Here is a 17,143-nt window from a genome sequence, read left to right as displayed (position 1 = left end):
GTATAATAACCAGCTCAATTGAACCATGTTCTGTGATTTTGCCCGTCTGCTCTCAAGCCAAGAAATTGCAAATTCGTATTAGTTTTGTGAAAATTTGCCGCTATCGAGATTGTTTCACCCCTGTCAATTTTCATTCAGGATTGGACAGGTAAGAGGAGAAATGCCTGCCATATCCCCAATAATGGTGACCTTGGGAGGACAACCAATGATCGACAGACTATATCGCACTGCCCTGTTTGGGAGTGCCGCTCTACTCATTTTTGCAAATAGCGCGAATGCACAAATCTGCAACAGTACAGTCCGGGTTCTGGCGCAACCCCGCGACAGTCTTACCCTGCTTGAAAACTACAAGGACGAATTCAAGAAGCTTTCGGGTGCTTCGTTCGAGTTTGACTACCTGAATGAAAATGATCGGCGCGCCAAATCGCGTGCGGAGGCAGCAACAACGGGTAAGTACAATGTCTATTATATTGACGAGGCCAATGTCGCGCTTTTTGCCGAGTCAAATTGGATCGTGCCTTTGCTCGATTACTACCCGGCGGACGCCAGTTATGATGATTTCGATGCGGGGCGAAAGAAAGTTGCCAGCTACAACGGCATCGCCTATTTCGCCCCCATTCAGGGCGGCGGTGATCTGCTTTACTATCGTAAGGATGTCCTGGAAAAGGCCGGGATCACGCCGCCCAAGACCTTGGAGGAATACGAAGCCGCACTTGCCAAACTGAATGATCCGGCCAAGGGTTTCTACGGCACGGCCCTACGCGGCGGTCGCGGGTCTGGCGCAAATGTCTGGCGGTGGATGACCTATTTCAAGGCATTCGGCGGCGAGTGGTTTGTCGATGGCAAACCGGCCTTTAATTCCGATGCGGCCGTTAAAGCGACAGAGACCTATCTGCGTCTTTTCAAATATTCGGCCCCGGGTACGCAGACCGGCAGCTGGACTGAGGTCACCGAAGCCTTCAACTCTGGCAATGTCGCGATGATCATCGAATCAAGTCCGCTTGCTGGCCAGACGGAAGACCCCAAACAATCATCGGTGGCGGGCAAGGTCGGTTACACCGTTCCACCACGTCCGCTCGTCGGAGGCGGCTACGGCCATGGCCTTGCCATCGGCGCAAAGGCAAATGCCGACGATGCCGCAAAGAAATGCGCTGGTGCTTTTATCGCATGGGCCACATCGAAACAAAATGAAGAACGACGGCTTGAACAGGGCATTTTTGGTGACATCAATCGAACCAGTGTCATCAACAGTGATGCTTTTAAAAAGAAATATGGTGCGGAGATTGGCAATGCGCTTAACGAGACGGCGCAGTACACCGATGTCAATTTCTGGGTCAACGCCGATTGGCCTGATCTCGGCGACCGCTGGGGCATCATCCTCGAAGAGCTGATTACCGGCAGCCGGACAGATATCAAAGGCGGCCTTGATGAGCTTGAGGCCTACGCCAACAAGTTGATCGCACGCCGCTGATCCGCAGCGACATTCCTTCGTGTCGCTGTCCGGGGCTTCACAACGCTCCCCATGTGAAGCCCCGTTCCTCACTTATCTTTGATGATTTTGCCGGATTACCGAAATGAACAGGAAAACAAGCCTACCTCTGCTTTTTCTCATACCACCGCTCGTGGTTCTTGCGATCCTTGCGTTTGTCCCGACCATTGCGGCCGTCAATATTGCACTGCAGAACCGGGAGCTGAGTTTCCCTAACAGTAGCTATGTCTGGTTTGCCAATTTTATAGATTTGTTCAATGACCGACGTTTTCTCAATGCGATCCGGATCTCGCTGATCTGGGAGGTGGTGACTGTAACTGCAACGATGCTGGTCGCCATTCTTCTGGCAATCTTTCTCTACGAGACTGCCTCGCTCCGCATGCGAAACCTGGTCACGGTGCTCTTTATCATCCCCGTGATGTTGCCCCGCGTCTCTGCGGCCTTTGTGTGGAAGTTCATGTTCAATCCGCTTTTTGGTCTCATCAACTATCCGATCAAATTGCTGACCGGTGCTCCTGTTGATTTTCTTTCCCTGCCGTCGACGGCATTGGCATCAGTCGCCATCGTCGATGTCTGGCAGTGGGGATTGTTCTTCTCGGTCATCATTCTGAAACTGCTTGAGACATTACCGCCCCAGCCATTTGAAGCTGCGCGCCTCGATAATGCCAGGACATGGGAAGTGCATTTCTATATCGGCATCCCCATGCTTGCCGCGCCTTTGCTAAGTCTCGTCTTTGTCAAGATGGTGGAATCTCTGCGCGCCTTCGACCTGATCTATGTCATGACCCGTGGTGGTCCGGGTATCGCGACCGAAACGCTTGATATGTATGCGTTTTCTCAAGGGTTCGTGGAAGCTGGCAAAATCTCTTATGCGTCCAGTATGGCCGTCCTGATGATGTTTGCCACTATCATCGCTTTCACAGTTCTTTGGAAGTGGGTACGCAAATGGCAGTAAAATCAAAATCCGTCGCCTCAAAAATTGTGCTTACAGCACTCGTCTTGGTAGCGATTTTTCCGATCTTCTGGGTGTTTCTGAATTCGTTCAAGCAGTTGGTCGACATCGTTTCGACAACACCGAAATTCATCTTTACGCCGACGCTTGATAATTACATCTACGTGCTCGGACGCGATAATGTGCAGCACGGATTGTTCAATTCAATCATCATTGCCGGCCTGTCCGTATTGATCGGTGCCGTTCTTGGAATCCCCGCTGCCTATGCCGTCGCGCGTTATCCGAACCGCTTTTCCGACGATATCCAGTTCTTCGTCCTATCGCTGCGTTTCCTCCCACCGGTTGCTGTGGCAATTCCATTGATTGCCATCTGGCTGGATCTTGGCCTGTACGATACCCGCACGGCCCTCGTTATCACCTACACGCTGTTGACCATGTCAACGATCATCTGGTTGGCAATTCCGGCTTTCAGTCGCGTGCCCCGAGAAATCGAGGAGGCAGCAATTGTTGATGGTTATGGTCCCTATGCGGTGTTCTTTAAGGTTGCTCTGCCGGTGGCTGCGAAATCACTGATCGGTGCCGTCATCTTCAGTTTCATTCTTGTCTGGAATGAGTTCCTCATTGCACTGATGCTGACCACATCTGACGCCAAGACGCTGCCCATCATCGCCTCGGAGTTTACCCTTCTCGGACGCAATGTTCCGTGGGGCATCCTCAATGCCTCGGTCATCGTTCTTTCCCTGCCGCCTTTGATCTTTGTTGGTGTCATGAGCGGTTTCATCAATTCAGCACTCAAGAAAAAGGACTAATGGAGCATGCAGGCTCTTGTTCTGGAGAAAACCCGCCACCTGTCGTTGCGTGACATGGATCTTCCACTCGATCTTGGTCCCGATGACGTCAAAATTGCTATTGATACCGTCGGTATCTGTGGCAGCGATGTGCATTATTATACCCATGGCCGCATTGGACCTTATATTGTCGACAAGCCGATGGTCCTGGGGCACGAAGCGTCGGGGACTGTCATCGAGGTTGGTCCCAACGTTCGAAGCTTACGCAAGGGTGACCGGGTCTGCATGGAACCCGGCATTGCAAATGACAAATCCCGGGCGACCCGGCTTGGACTTTATAACCTTGATCCCGATGTGGTATTTTGGGCGACACCGCCGGTGCATGGCTGCCTCACACCATTTGTTATTCATCCCGCTAATCTGACATTTCGATTACCTGAGAATGTTTCATTTGCTGAAGGCGCAATGATCGAGCCATTTGCTGTCGGTATGCAGGCAGTCACAAAGGCGCGCGTGACACCCGGCGATACTGCACTCGTCATCGGTGCGGGTCCAATCGGCATCATGGTTGCTCTTGCGGCGCTTGCGGGTGGCTGCAGCCGCGTCATCATATCGGATATTCAGGACCCAAAGCTGGCCATTGCAGCCCGCTACGATGGAATCATTGCCGTGAACAGCCGCCACGACAACCTTTCTGCTCTTGTCAGAAAAGAGACTGACAATTGGGGTGTGGATATTGTGTTCGAAGCGAGCGGTCATCCAAGTGCATTTAAAGGCATCTTTGATTTTGTGCGGCCGGGCGGCACCACTGTTTTCGTCGGTATGCCGGTTGAACCGGTCAGCCTCGATCTTGTCGCAGCACAATCCAAGGAAGTGCGCATGGAAACTGTGTTCCGTTACGCGAATGTCTACGACCGGGCGCTCGCCCTCATCGCCTCCGGCAAGGTTGATCTGAAGCCGCTTATCGCGGGCACCTACGCTTTCAAGGACAGCATTGCAGCTTTTGAACGTGCCGCGGAAGGCCGACCTGCTGACGTCAAGTTACAGATACATTTGGGAGAGGATACATACTGATGGCCGCTATAGTCTGCAATGAGATAACCAAGCGCTATGGTACACATCAGGTTGTACACAAATTCGATCTTTCCGTTGAAGAGAATGAATTTGTGGTGTTCCTCGGCCCATCCGGTTGCGGCAAGTCTACGATATTGCGCATGCTGGCTGGCCTCGAGGAGATCTCGGATGGCGAGCTCACTATTGCTGGCAAGGTAGTCAATGATCTGCCGCCGCGTGATCGTGACATTGCCATGGTCTTTCAGAACTATGCGCTCTATCCGCATATGAGTGTCTTCGGCAACATCGCCTTTGGGCTCAAACGTCTGAAAGTTTCAAAACCCGAAATCGAGCGGCGTGTGCGGGAAGTAGCTTCACTGCTTGGTCTTGATCCCTATCTGGAGCGCAAGCCCGCCGCTCTATCAGGTGGACAGCAGCAGCGCGTTGCAATTGCCCGGGCCATGATCAAGACGCCGGCGGTCTTTCTCTTTGATGAGCCACTTTCCAATCTCGATGCAAAATTGCGCAATCATATGCGTGTCGAAATTGCGCGCCTGCATCAGTCGTTAAAGACCACTACAGTTTACGTTACCCATGATCAGTTGGAAGCCATGACACTGGCAGACCGAATTGTTCTGTTGAAGGATGGACGTATTGAACAATTGGGTACACCGAGAGAGATTTACGAAAATCCCCTCACCAAATTTGTCGCCAGCTTCATTGGTACGCCTCCGATGAATTTCATCGACATGACCGTATCATCAGGCGGTTCGAAATACATATTGTCCAATGGCGATACAAAGCTGGAGGTCAGCAGGAAGCGATATACCCTTGAAGACGGCAAGACCGTTACTGTTGGGATACGACCTGCTCATCTGGAGGCAGCCGCTTCAACAGACAATACGAATATCCTTTCCGGAACTGTCGATCTGATTGAATATCTTGGCAATGAGGCCCTGATAAACTTCAGTCTGGGGACGGTGGAAATGGGCGCACTGCTTGATTCCGGCGCGTGTCCGCAGCTCGGGCAGCCCTGCCGGTTGACCGTGGATGAAAAGCATATTCATATCTTCGACAAGGAGACGGAGCGGACATTGATCCGCCACGCACTCCAGGCGTGACGCGAGGTGACAATGGCGATCGGCGTTGCAAAAAACGCAGAACTCGAACACATATTTTGTGATCCCGGCCAATCGTTCCGGTGGTTTACGCATGACTATCCGTACCGGCTTGCATGCTGGAACTATCATCCTGAATACGAAATTCACCTGATCACTCAATCAAGTGGAACAGCTTTTGTCGGTGATTATATCGGTGATTTTCAGCCGGGAAACCTGTGCCTTGTTGGCTCCAATTTGCCGCACGAATGGGTAAGCACCAATTTCGGAAATGAGGTGCTCAAGGACCGGGATATGGTTCTGCAATTCGATCCGCAGATTTTCGCACGCACCGCCGAAATCATGCCAGAAATGGCAACGCCCCGTATTCTGCTTGATCAGGCTTTGCGGGGTCTGCAATTTTACGGGACAGCCGAAGAACAGGGTATCGACCTGATGCGCAGGATCGGCAAGGTTCATGGGTTACAGAGACTTGCTTTATTCTTTGAGCTTATATCATTGATGGCCGAAAGCGATGAGAAGATCATTCTTTCAAGTCGTGACTACGCTCCCAATCTGGATGCTGACAGCGCAGCAATTATGCAGCGCGTGACATCCTATATTCTTGGCAACCTTTACAATGATGTGCGGATGTCCGTTGCCGCAGATATGGCGGGGATGACACCTTCCACGTTCTCCCGCTACTTCAAGAAAACCACGGGCAAAAACTTCGTGGACTATATCCATAAGCTCCGGATTAGTCGGGCCTGCAATATGATCAATGAGCAGGCAGAGCCGATTACGTCGATTTGTTTTAATGTCGGCTACAAGAACATTTCAAACTTTAACCGCCATTTCAAAAGAGAGTGCGGGTTAACCCCGTCAGATTACAGAAAGCTCGCTGCAGCGCCTCGCACGAAACAATTCTAACAGCGGGCAACTGCGGTGTCAGGGTCAAACGCGGCCGGAAATTTGGAGGCATGACTAAGACAATGGTCCAATTACCGGCAAATGCCAGCAGAACAGATTTTTGAGTTCCTTTAAGCATTGTCCACGAGCTTGCAAAAGCTTTGTTATAATCTCAGTCCGTTTCTGGTGAAACAGTTTGGCACCTACCGGGGAACCGATGTCACTGTCTACAGCTTCGATCCTTGCTTGCGATAAAGCCGAACGAATGCGCTTGATAATCATCATGGCAATCGGTCTTCCACTGGTCTGGATTTCCCCGACCGGAGCCAAAACCCAGTTCGGGCCGGGCGCTGTGACGTGTGAGACTTTCCTGAAAAACCTCCGCAAGCACCATGCTACGGGTCAAGATTATCGTAATTGGATCGCTGGCTTTTTGAGTGGGTTCAATGAGACCTTGCCTGGGCCGGACGCCTTGAAGGAAGGCCAACAAGATCAATATTTCAGGGCGGTCGAAAACAAATGTAAAGCGATGCCCAGTCAACCCTTGTCGGATGCGATCATAGATTTGGAGATGGAACTCAGGACCAAGCTTGGGGAGTAGAAGCCATCAAATAGGCATTTATACTCGACTGTGCCGACCCGGATCAAAACTGACGAAGGCCATTTCCCGTCCTCGATTTCAAAGGTTTCTCATGTCAACTTTACCCATGCGATTAACAGGTATCGCAATCTGTCTTTTCTTGAGCGGAACCTCAGTCTCAACCCGCGCAGCGCCAGCGGAACCCCATGTGGAGGTTTCGTCCGGATTCCAAAAGACCTTCACCGTCTCAGGAAATACGATTTTATCGCTCGGCGCGCAGCGGCGATCGCGGATCGGCCCCGATACCACAGGTGCCGGTGAGATTACCATCGGCCTTGCGCCAGCTGGCGGTGCCGTTGGCGTCGCAAAACTCCATGTCTTTGAGCGAACGGCCATCGCCGTGGGTTTTACAGCGACAGCCTTTAAGGGGGCCGAAGTCATTAACACCGTGCAGGTTTGCGGTCGTCTCGATATGGATGCGTGGGTCGGTCTGTCGGCCGAGACAACAAGTGTGCGTGTGTTTGCCTTCGTTCCTGTCAAAGGCGATTGCTCATAAGTCTTTGTCAATCGCTCTGCTTCAGGCTTGACCGAACCACCGCGATACAGCTTGGACAAGGTCTTCGGAGTTTGAAGGACCGTCGCTGGCCCAAGCGACAAAACCATCGGGGCGCACGAGCACTGCACGCAGGCCCATTCGGTCTTTGACGTCACTCGCGACATACGTGATCCGGTTGCCCCAGCGGCCCCCGAGCGCCCGAAGTAAGGTATCAGCATCAAAGTCCAGCAGCAGGCCCTTTCCGTCACTGAGAAGCTCGCCGAGCTTCGTTCCGTCGGCCAACTCGAAGTCGGGAGCGCTGCGGCCCTCCAGTGGATGGCTGCCGCCAAGATCGTAGCGGAGAGAAACACCCCACACACGTTCGGCGAAGTAGGTCGCGCCGTCGCGTGTGTCGATGAGATCGCGAATGATGGCTTCGAGAGCGCGCGTACTCCGGCTTGGCCGCATGAGAGCGACCTGGGCGCGTGACCAGTCAAGAACCTGCGCGCCCACCGGATGCCGTTCACTGAAATAAGTGTCAAGCAGATCCGTCGGTGCATCGCCACGAATTGTCGAAACCAGTTTCCAACCGAGGTTCATCGCGTCACCAAGCCCGAGGTTGAGCCCTTGGCCGCCCAAGGGGGAATGGATATGTGCTGCGTCACCGGCGAGGAGCACCCGCCCTTTGCGGTAATCGGTCGCCTGATACGCGCGATCGGTCCAGGTCGTGGCAAGCTTTAGAGCCGTCAAGGTGACGTCGACGCCGGAGACACGGCGCAATACTGCCTGTACGTGCTCAAGCGTTATTGGTCGGGCTCTATGGAAGTCGCCCCCGTCGAACTCAACCATCGCGATGGTTCCGGGGCGTGAGTATGTATACATGCCCGTCGGAGTGTAATGGCGGCCCAGGCTGAGCTTATCTGGATCGACCATCTCGACTTCAACGGAATAGCCGGTGAATTCCGGATCAGTGCCGACGAATTCAAAGTCACCTGCCTTGCGCACGGCGCTGCGGCCGCCGTCACAACCGACGAGCCAGCGTCCGCGAAAAGTCCCAACTCCGGCACGAATAGTTACGTCGTCATCCGACTGTTCGAAGTCTTCGACGCTGAAGCCACGTCTGATCTCCACCCCCATCGCACTTGCGCGGGCGGCCAGAGTGGATTCGAGATGCTCCATTTCGACTGCCATGCTGGTGCCAGCAGGACTTGGCAGGCGGTATTGCCACTTCGAAGTGTCAATGTTGTCGGCGTAGAACTGGATACCTGCAAAATGCCCTCCCGGACGGCGCGGCTGTTGCATCCAATGTGCGGCACCCGAGGAGTTGCTGCTAGAGCCATCTTTCGCACGATGTGGCGACGCGATGCTATCCAGTAATCCGCGGCGGTAGAAAGCTTCGATAGTAGGCAGCGAAAGCCCGCGCATACCGAACGGAAGGCGCTTTAAGGGAGATTGCGGGTCTTCGGCTTGCTCCAGCACCAATACCGAGATGTCTGCAAGGCGCAGCTCACAGGCGAGAAACAGGCCAACGGGGCCAGCGCCAGCGATTACGACATCATAGATCATGGATAAATTCCTTAGTCAGCTTCACCGATACGTCATCGAACGTACCTGAAATCTCAAGTTGAGCCGGGGATTGATGTTCATCGCTGCACAGTAGTTCTTTCGTAATTATCGATCCAATGATATATCTTCATCATGTCCATGCATCAAATCGATTTATCGCGCGCCGATCTCAATCTGCTGGTTGTTTTTGAGGTTCTGATGGAAGAGCGGCATGTCGGCCGGGCCGCCAAACGGCTTTGCTTGTCTCAATCTGCCACCAGTCATGCGCTGGGTCGTCTACGGGGTATGTTCAACGATCCGCTTTTCGTCCGTAACCCTCGAGGCATCGAGCCAACGCCGCGATCCAGGGAATTGTCGCGATCAATAAGCGAGACGCTCACGCAGATCAGGGGTTTCTTAAACCCCGTTGCTGCGTTTGATCCGGCCAAGCTGCAGCGTACATTTCGTATCGCCACTCACGACTATGCCATTGCTGTGCTTGTCGCGCCGCTTATGGCCTCTTTGAGAACGGAAGCACCCGGGGTGGACTTGCGGTGTATCAATATCCATCCAGAAAGGGTTCTGGAAGAGCTCGATCGCGGGACGGTGGATTGTGCTTTGGGCGGCCTTCACGGGCTGAAGGCAGAGCGGGTGACACGCCGTGTCCTCTTTTCAGACCGGTTTGTAGGCGTTGCGCGACGAGATCATCCCCGTCTTCGCAATGGAGCCATGACGCTCGAAGATTTTGTCGACACGCCACAGGTCTTGATATCGCCGGGCGGCGAGGCTCGCGGTGACATCGATGAAACGCTCAAGCTTCTTGGCCGGGAACGGCGGATCGCGATTACCGTGCCGAATTTCCTCACCATGCCATTGATCGTGCAAAACACCGACCTTATCGGAGTCCTACCTGAACGTTTGGCGGTTCAAATCGCCGGGGCCGGCTCATTGATGATTTTTGATCTGCCCTTAAAAATCGAGCCTATCATCTGCAACATGTTGGCTTTGGCTCCTCTTGCTGCTCAGTCTGAGATGCAATGGTTGCATAAACTTTTTGAACGCGCGGCCGGGAGTGCAATCTGCGGATAGCGAGCCGTGCTCCATAGCTTCTACGAGAGGAGGATGGAATTGCGATCTTATAATTAATTGCGAGATTGAAGTAATTAATTATAAAATTATATAAATACAAGTATTTAACATACTAACGGCTCAGATAGTTCTATGTTAAAATTGATTTCTGACATAAATCGAAAATATTTTATGAGTATAACTGTTAATATTTCCAATAAAAATTTTTACAGAAATAAATACAAATTTTCAAATTGCGAACTTGAATATTTATACGTAGAATATTAAAAATTTAGTTATCCATATCAAGACATTAAACGATACTTCTGGTTGATTGACCTCAGTCGATCATGTATCACTGCGATGGGTTGCAGTAAGTTTTCTTTCAGTTGATCACGCTGGTCTTGTATAAGGGGCGAACGAACATGTCAGAAGTCTTTGAACCGTTTATCGCTAGAGAGAGAATTGTTGGGCCACATAAGTTTGACGTCCATATTGAGGACAAGTTAGCTAGTCAGTGGTATAACTATCCTAATCAATGGCAGGTCGAGCGACAATGGTGGATCGACACCATCAAGCCGGGCTCGACAGTCCTTGATTGTGGTGCCCATCAGGGCGTGACCACTGTTCTCTTAGCCCTATGCACGGGGCCAACAGGTGTGGTTCACGCTTGGGAGGCGTCCCCGAGCAACGCGGCCATGATTGAGCGCAATGCAAAGCTGAACAATCTTAAGAACATCATTGTTCATCCTCGCGCGGCTGGGGATCGGAAGGGTATGTTGCCGGTTCTGGACAATTCAGGTGCATTTGTGGTTCTCCCCTCGGATCAGGATCCAAGAATGTCGACGAAAGTCGAAGTCGTCAGGCTCGATGATGATTATGATCGCTCCAGAAAGGTCGATTTTCTGAAAATCGACGTGGATGGTGCCGAACTGGAAGTGATGCTCGGGGCACCAAAGATTTTGTCCGATCGGCCTTATATCAACCTCGAAATACACAATTATCTCTTCGATGATCCGGCTAAAACGATGTCGAAGATCATCAGAATATTTCAGGATCTGGAATACAGCTTCACAGTGGATGGTTATGACGGGAAGGAAGTTGTCGACGCTGGTATGTCCCCGGACATTGCTTGGTTGACGAGTTTCAAATTCGCGCAGCTTTTCTGCACGCCAGTGTAAACCACCGCTGTGCAATTGGCGTACTCGCCGCTCTTTGGCGGCGAGCTGTTCAAAAGGCCAACGCTGGTGACATGCGAGGAGCAGAAATTAGCTGGTCATGCTCCAAGCACCTTTACTCCGTCGCCTATGGCGGCGGAAAGATCAAATGCAGGTTGCATTAATACTGCAGAATCTTATTGAGAAATTCACGCGTGCGGGGCTGGCGATCTTCGATTTTGCCAAAAAACTCATCCTTGGTCGTATCTTCAAGGATACGGCCACCGACATCCATGAAAATGACCCGGTTTGATACCTTCCGGGCAAAGCCCATTTCGTGTGTCACTACCATCATGGTCATGCCTTCGGAGGCAAGACCCACCATGACGTCAAGCACTTCGCCCACCATTTCTGGATCTAGCGCCGACGTGGGTTCGTCAAACAGCATGATGATGGGGTCCATCGACAGGGCGCGTGCGATAGCCACGCGCTGTTGCTGGCCACCCGAGAGCTGACCCGGAAACTTGTTCTGGTGATCGATGAGGCCGACGCGTTCCAGCATTTGCAGGCCGCGCTTCCTGGCTTCGTCCTTGCGGCGGCCAAGCACTTTCATTTGAGCAATGGTGAGATTGTCAGTCACTGACAGATGCGGGAACAACTCGAAATGCTGAAAGACCATCCCGACGCGGCTTCGCAGCTTGGGCAGGTCCGTCGCCTTGTCGTGGACGGCGACGCCGTCGATCCAGATCTCGCCTTTCTGGATGGGTTCCAGGGCATTGATAGTCTTGATCAGGGTGGACTTGCCGGAACCGGACGGCCCACAGACAACAACGACTTCACCCTTGTTGATTTTAACGGAGCAGTCGTTGAGAACCTGGGTCGCGCCGTACCATTTTGAAACGCTTTTCATCTCGATCATTTTGATTGGCGTCCTTCAGTTCAGCGCACAATGCGGATTTTTTGGTTCAGTCTCTTGACGAGCATGGATAGGAAAAAAGAGATAGCAAAATAGACCACGGCGGCAAGAAGATATGTTTCAATTCTCCGGCCAAACGTGTTCCCCATGATCTCGAATCCCTTGAGAATGTCATAGGCGCCGATGGCATAGACCAGCGACGTGTCCTGAAACAGCACGATTGTCTGGGTCAGGAAAACCGGGAGCATGTTCCGGATCGCCTGGGGCAGGATAATGTAACGCATATTCTGTCCATAGGTCATCCCAAGGGCTTGACCTGCGGAACTTTGACCCCGGGGCAGGGATTGAATACCAGCGCGTACGATCTCGCTGAAGAATGCAGCTTCGAACACAATAAAGGTGATCAGGGCGCAAATCTCGGCCCTGTATTTCTGGCCGCTACCGCCGGGAAACAGATCATAAAAGCTTGATGGGACCAGCAGGAAGAACCAGAGGAGCACCATGACAAGCGGAACACTGCGAAACACGTTAACATACCAGGTCGAAAGATATACCAGTGGTTTGATACCGGACAGACGCAGCAGGGCAATGATTGTTCCCAGCGCAATACCACCAATCGTGGCTGCGATGGTGAGGGAAATACTGAAGTACAAGCCACTGATCAAATAGTTGCTGATATTGGCCCAGGTATAAAAAGAAAAATCAAGCGTAGTCATCAGTGTCCCCCCTGTGCCTGCGGCGTGAGGCCGGGTATGGACGTTCGCCGTTCGATGAGGGACATAACCCGATTAACTGCCAGTGCGGTGATGGCATAGAGCAAAGTCGCCGCCAGATAGACTTCCACACCACGCGAGGTCTCTTCCTGCGTCTGCATGGCAAAGCTGATCAATTCCGGTATCGATACCGCGAAGGCCACCGACGAGTTCTTGACGATATTCATCGCTTCGCTGGTCAGCGGAGGAATAATGATGCGAAACGTCTGCGGTAAAATCACATAGCGATAGGTTTGCAACTGGGTGAAGCCAACCGCAAGGCCGGCATTACGCTGGCCGGCGGGCAAAGCCTGAATGCCCGCCCGAATCTGCTCGGCGATCCGAGCCGAAGTGAAAAATCCAAGGGCGCAGCATGCCAGTACGAAGCCGGGCACGCTTCTCATTCCCGGTACAAGCTCCGAGATCACGAAGAACCAGATAAAGAGCTGGACGAGGATCGGGATGTTACGGAACAGCTCAACCCATGTTGCGGCAAAGGTGGAGATGATCCTGTGTCCGGTAATCGTCCGCAAGGTGCCAATGATGATGCCGAACACCAGAGCAATCACGAGAGAGCAAAATGCAACCGCGACTGTATATCCCCACGCAGACATCATCCATTGAAAGTAGGTTACACCGTCACCCCGGTCGTCCCAGAGAAACTGCCAGTGGTCCCACACGTTCTGCCAATATGCCATCATACTTTGCCCACTCGTCCCTAAATCAATCCCCGATCGATCAGCCTGAACAGAAGAACGGTGAGGACAAGACTAACCGGCTGCCACACTTGTTCCAACTGCCATGCGAACGAAGGATATTGCCTCAGATCGCTTTGGACGCGCTACACGATCAGTGAGGGCGCGTCCAGATACTTCCGATCAAACCTGGCAATGACCGTGGGACTATTGACCGGGTTGCTTATATTCTTCAGTCGGCTTGTCGTTCGGATTAGCCCAAGCTTCCTTGGTTGCTTCTGAAGCAGGCATGTTCAGCGAAACATTGTTCGGTGGAATCGGCTGCATAAACCACTTGTCATAAAGCTTGGCTATGGCACCCGATTTGATCTGCTCCACAATGCTTTCGTCGACTGCCTTCTTGAACTCGGGATCATCCTTGCGGATCATGATCGCGATAGGCTCAACAGATAGAACCTCTGGCAAGATCTTAAAATCACTTGGATTTTGCGCCCTTGCAATATTCGCAGCAAGGATCGAAACGTCCATGACAAAGGCATCAGCCCGGCCGCTTTGCAGCAGGAGGAAGCTGTCGGCATGGTCTTTGCCATAAACTTCGCCGAACGTTACGTCTTTGGCGCGCTTGTTTTTCCGCAGAGTCTGTACGGAGGTCGTGCCGGTTGTGGTCGCAACGTTCTTGCCGTTCAGATCCTCCAGCTTGTTGATGCTGGAGTTCGCACGAACAGCGATCTTAATTTCCTCGACATAGACAGTGTCGGCAAATGCAACATCTTTTGCACGGGCAGTATTGTTTGTCGTCGAACCACACTCGAGATCGACAGTGCCGTTTTGAACCAGAGGCACACGATTCTGCGATGTCACAGGTTGGTATCGAATATCGAGCTTTTCAAGCCCGAGCTTCTTCTTAACATCTGCAATAATATTCTGACAGACATCATAATGGTAACCGGTATAGACGCCGTTACCAAGTGTATAGGCCAATCCCGAAGATTCTCTCACACCTTGCGTGATGGAACCAGTAGACTTGATTTTGTCCAAAGTGCCATCGGCATGGGCGACAGAACCAAGAGCGGCAAACATTACTGTTGCCGCGATCAGAATTTTTTTCATTTTTTCCTCCAGTTCGAATGCCGCGACTATGGCCGCATTCGAAGCATTTGAAAAGCGCTTACAACTCGGATTTGCCCGATGTCAGGTCAAGTCTGCAAGTACGAAGCCTAGTTTTATGTCGGAAATTATGCTGCGCCAGTGGCAGATTGCCGGTGCGAAGGGGCTCTGAGTGATTGTCGCCACCAATTCGGGCTTCTATGAATTATTCTCGGTCGAGTGGCCTGATGTAGCCCGTCATGCTCTCGAATGATCGGATGCCTCGGCATTTAAAATATCGGTATTCACCACATTGATGGGACGTCCGATGGCATAGGCAACGATCTGATCGAAAATATCAGAGAACTGAATCTCATACTCGTCTTCTGTGACGTAACCAATATGCGGTGTACAGACAACATTTGACATGTGCAGCAGTGGATGCTGCGGATCACTTAAGGGTTCTTCATCATAGACATCCACTGCTGCCATCCCGGGTCGTCCAGCAACAAGTGCTCGTTCGAGAGCGCCCTGTTCAATTAAGCCTGAGCGACTGGTGTTGACCAGTAGAGCACTGGTTTTCATTCGGCTTAGATCTTCCGCTGTCACAATTTCACGTGTATCGGGGACCAGCCGCATATGCAGCGAGAGTACATCGCATGTCTCGAAGAATGCGCGCTTATTTGGCGCTGTGTTCCAGCCATCTTTGCGTGCCTTCTCGAGCGAAGTCTCTCTGGCCCAAACCAGCACATTCATACCGAAGGCCGCGCCGTATCGCGCCACTTCGGCGCCTATGCGCCCATACCCGTAGATACCCAGCGTGCGCCCGCGCAGGCTGCGGCCCACGCCAATCTGCCAGTGACCGGACTGAAGCGAGCGCATTTGCTGCGGAATTTGACGCATTGCTGCGATCACGAGCCCCCAGGTTAATTCTGCCGCTGCGTAGGATGGGCTACCGGAATGCTGGTTCGAGGACACAATCACCCCGTGTTTAGTACAGGCATTGATATCAATGTGCGGATAAACACTGCGCTGGCTAATCAATCGCAGCTTGGGCAATCGGGCGATGAGCTGTGCGGTGATCTGCGTGCGTTCTCGAATGAGAACCAGCGCTTCGGTATCTCTCAAGCGCTCTGCTAGTGCATCCACATCTTGAACGTGGTCATTCCATATGGTTACGCTGTGTTCTTTAAGCTTTTGGAAGCAGGGCAGGCCGCGCAAGGTATCAAAATAATCATCCAGAATGGTGACGTTCATGATGAGTTTATCCCTTGAAGGAGCCACGATCCTAATTGTCACCTTATAGAGAGGAAAATGAAATCATTTCATCCTCAATTCACTTCCTCGTTATGTTGTAAACCAGTTCAAGGCGGAATGGAGCCGTTATTGGCCAGCCTGCCATAAAGGCAGGATTTTTGGTGTTTCGCGGATACCGCTCGTCAGATCACCATTGGCGTAACTGCCTCCTCAAGATCATTGAGGCTCGTGATGGTTGGGCGAGCATTCGGGGCTGCAGCCTTAACCGCAGTTGCGCGGCGGCGTGGGCAGAATCGTTAAACCGCGGGAGTGCTTCGCCATAAATTGCTGCCGGAAGCCTATGCGGCATCCGGCTGCATTGATCGGTAGCTATTCGTGCGACACGCCAAATGTCTGACGCATACTAGCCAAGAACGCCTCCTCACTCAGTTCGGCATGCTTCTTCGCAATAGCTACTGAATCTGCCCCGCCCGGGAATCGAAGAGTCGAACTGGTGTCGTTCGCAGCTCGAAATACGGCGGCGGCGGCATCTTCGAGAGTCGTTGAGACTTCGGGAAGACTGCTCATCAGGGCGTTTAGCTGCGGTTGGTAAGAAGGTGGAAACGAGTTCTCATCGTTGAGCGCCATCATGTTCGATTCGAACTTCGTGTCTCGTCCGTAACCGGGCTCCATCAATTTCACATGGATGCCAAGTGGTGCCAGTTCGTAATACAACGCCTCCGAGAAACCCTCAACGGCTGTTTTGGTGGCCGTATACGCCGAGACCATTGGTGCAGGATTGAAGATCACGCTGGACGTGACATTGACGATCGTACCCGACCCACGCTCACGCATGTGGGGCACGATTGCACGGACCATAGCCATCACACCAAAAGTATTGGTCTCAAACATTCGCCGGATGGTTTCATCCGATGTTGTTTCGATGGGCGAAAATCCACCTATTCCGGCATTGTTGACGAGAACGTCTACGCCCCCGAAGAGACCAATTGCCTCGTTGACGCCGGCTTTGATGCTCTCTGCCTTTGTTACGTCAAGAGCCACGATCTGTAAGCGATCGGCAGGCCCTTTGATGCTGTTGTCACTTGGACGACGCATCGTGGCGATGACGTTCCAGCCCCTGTCGAGGAAGAGTTGTGCGGTCGCCTTGCCATAGCCAGACGAGGAACCGGTAATAAGAACAGTTTTCATGAATATACATCCTTCAGGTCATTCACGATGAATACTACCCAATCAGGCCAGTACGTACTATAATCAGACGTACGTA

Annotated in this window: 17 protein-coding genes; 10 read left to right on the top strand and 7 right to left on the bottom strand. The window is 52.3% G+C overall.

What is annotated here, in order from left to right:
- The first annotated feature begins 205 nt into the window (after positions 1 to 205).
- The 8 genes from BLU05_RS15585 (at position 206) to BLU05_RS25990 (ending at position 7,424) form a co-directional block, all read left to right on the top strand.
- The gene (locus BLU05_RS15585) at positions 206 to 1,471 is read left to right on the top strand and encodes an ABC transporter substrate-binding protein (protein WP_091881618.1); all 1,266 of its coding nucleotides are present in this window, start codon (positions 206 to 208) and stop codon (positions 1,469 to 1,471) included.
- Between the two features lie 103 nt (positions 1,472 to 1,574).
- Entirely contained in the window at positions 1,575 to 2,444 is an 870-nt protein-coding gene (locus tag BLU05_RS15580; protein WP_091881615.1) for a carbohydrate ABC transporter permease, read from the top strand.
- Positions 2,435 to 3,250, top strand: coding sequence for a carbohydrate ABC transporter permease (locus BLU05_RS15575; RefSeq protein ID WP_091881613.1), 816 nt, complete (start codon positions 2,435 to 2,437; stop codon positions 3,248 to 3,250). Before BLU05_RS15580 ends, BLU05_RS15575 begins: the two co-directional genes overlap by 10 nt.
- Before the next feature lie 6 nt (positions 3,251 to 3,256).
- On the top strand, positions 3,257 to 4,303 hold the full coding sequence (locus BLU05_RS15570) for an NAD(P)-dependent alcohol dehydrogenase (protein ID WP_091881610.1): 1,047 nt from the start codon (positions 3,257 to 3,259) through the stop codon (positions 4,301 to 4,303).
- Positions 4,303 to 5,403 (top strand): ABC transporter ATP-binding protein, encoded by a 1,101-nt coding sequence (gene ugpC / locus BLU05_RS15565; RefSeq protein ID WP_091881609.1) that lies wholly within the window; start codon positions 4,303 to 4,305, stop codon positions 5,401 to 5,403. The genes BLU05_RS15570 and ugpC overlap by 1 nt, the downstream gene beginning before the upstream one ends.
- Before the next feature lie 291 nt (positions 5,404 to 5,694).
- The gene (locus BLU05_RS15560) at positions 5,695 to 6,309 is read left to right on the top strand and encodes a helix-turn-helix domain-containing protein (protein ID WP_244518369.1); all 615 of its coding nucleotides are present in this window, start codon (positions 5,695 to 5,697) and stop codon (positions 6,307 to 6,309) included.
- Between the two features lie 196 nt (positions 6,310 to 6,505).
- Positions 6,506 to 6,889: a hypothetical protein gene (locus tag BLU05_RS15550; RefSeq protein WP_139210469.1), complete on the top strand. Its 384-nt coding sequence runs from the start codon at positions 6,506 to 6,508 to the stop codon at positions 6,887 to 6,889.
- A 139-nt stretch (positions 6,890 to 7,028) separates the two neighbouring features.
- Positions 7,029 to 7,424: a hypothetical protein gene (locus tag BLU05_RS25990; RefSeq protein ID WP_175540625.1), complete on the top strand. Its 396-nt coding sequence runs from the start codon at positions 7,029 to 7,031 to the stop codon at positions 7,422 to 7,424.
- A 21-nt stretch (positions 7,425 to 7,445) separates the two neighbouring features.
- Here the strand turns inward: BLU05_RS25990 and BLU05_RS15545 are convergent, their stop codons facing one another.
- Positions 7,446 to 8,969 (bottom strand): FAD-dependent monooxygenase, encoded by a 1,524-nt coding sequence (locus BLU05_RS15545; RefSeq protein ID WP_139210467.1) that lies wholly within the window; start codon positions 8,967 to 8,969, stop codon positions 7,446 to 7,448.
- 132 nt (positions 8,970 to 9,101) lie between these two features.
- On the opposite strand from BLU05_RS15545, the gene BLU05_RS15540 reads away from it, so the two are divergent.
- Complete coding sequence (locus tag BLU05_RS15540) at positions 9,102 to 10,037, top strand: LysR family transcriptional regulator (RefSeq protein ID WP_091881600.1); 936 nt, start codon at positions 9,102 to 9,104, stop codon at positions 10,035 to 10,037.
- Between the two features lie 404 nt (positions 10,038 to 10,441).
- Positions 10,442 to 11,197, top strand: a complete 756-nt coding sequence (locus BLU05_RS15535) for an FkbM family methyltransferase (RefSeq protein WP_091881598.1) — start codon at positions 10,442 to 10,444, stop codon at positions 11,195 to 11,197.
- A gap of 157 nt (positions 11,198 to 11,354) precedes the next feature.
- Here BLU05_RS15535 and BLU05_RS15530 read toward each other — a convergent pair whose 3' ends face one another.
- The 6 genes from BLU05_RS15530 to BLU05_RS15505 all read right to left on the bottom strand — a co-directional run bounded on the left by BLU05_RS15530 (position 11,355) and on the right by BLU05_RS15505 (position 17,067).
- Complete coding sequence (locus tag BLU05_RS15530; RefSeq protein WP_091881595.1) at positions 11,355 to 12,092, bottom strand: amino acid ABC transporter ATP-binding protein; 738 nt, start codon at positions 12,090 to 12,092, stop codon at positions 11,355 to 11,357.
- A 20-nt stretch (positions 12,093 to 12,112) separates the two neighbouring features.
- A complete protein-coding gene (locus BLU05_RS15525; RefSeq protein ID WP_091881593.1) occupies positions 12,113 to 12,805 on the bottom strand; it encodes an amino acid ABC transporter permease in 693 nt (230 codons plus the stop codon).
- A complete protein-coding gene (locus BLU05_RS15520) occupies positions 12,805 to 13,542 on the bottom strand; it encodes an amino acid ABC transporter permease (RefSeq protein WP_091881590.1) in 738 nt (245 codons plus the stop codon). Before BLU05_RS15520 ends, BLU05_RS15525 begins: the two co-directional genes overlap by 1 nt.
- Positions 13,543 to 13,743: 201 nt before the next feature.
- A complete protein-coding gene (locus BLU05_RS15515; RefSeq protein WP_091881587.1) occupies positions 13,744 to 14,646 on the bottom strand; it encodes an amino acid ABC transporter substrate-binding protein in 903 nt (300 codons plus the stop codon).
- 234 nt (positions 14,647 to 14,880) lie between these two features.
- Positions 14,881 to 15,879 carry a D-2-hydroxyacid dehydrogenase family protein gene (locus BLU05_RS15510; RefSeq protein WP_091881585.1) on the bottom strand — a complete coding sequence of 333 codons (999 nt, stop codon included), beginning with the start codon at positions 15,877 to 15,879 and terminating at the stop codon, positions 14,881 to 14,883.
- A 369-nt stretch (positions 15,880 to 16,248) separates the two neighbouring features.
- Positions 16,249 to 17,067 (bottom strand): SDR family oxidoreductase, encoded by an 819-nt coding sequence (locus tag BLU05_RS15505; protein ID WP_091881582.1) that lies wholly within the window; start codon positions 17,065 to 17,067, stop codon positions 16,249 to 16,251.
- Positions 17,068 to 17,143 lie beyond the last annotated feature (76 nt).

The sequence above is a fragment of the Phyllobacterium sp. OV277 genome, from assembly GCF_900104355.1.
GTDB lineage: Bacteria > Pseudomonadota > Alphaproteobacteria > Rhizobiales > Rhizobiaceae > Phyllobacterium.
This window is presented reverse-complemented; position numbering and strand designations above follow the sequence as displayed.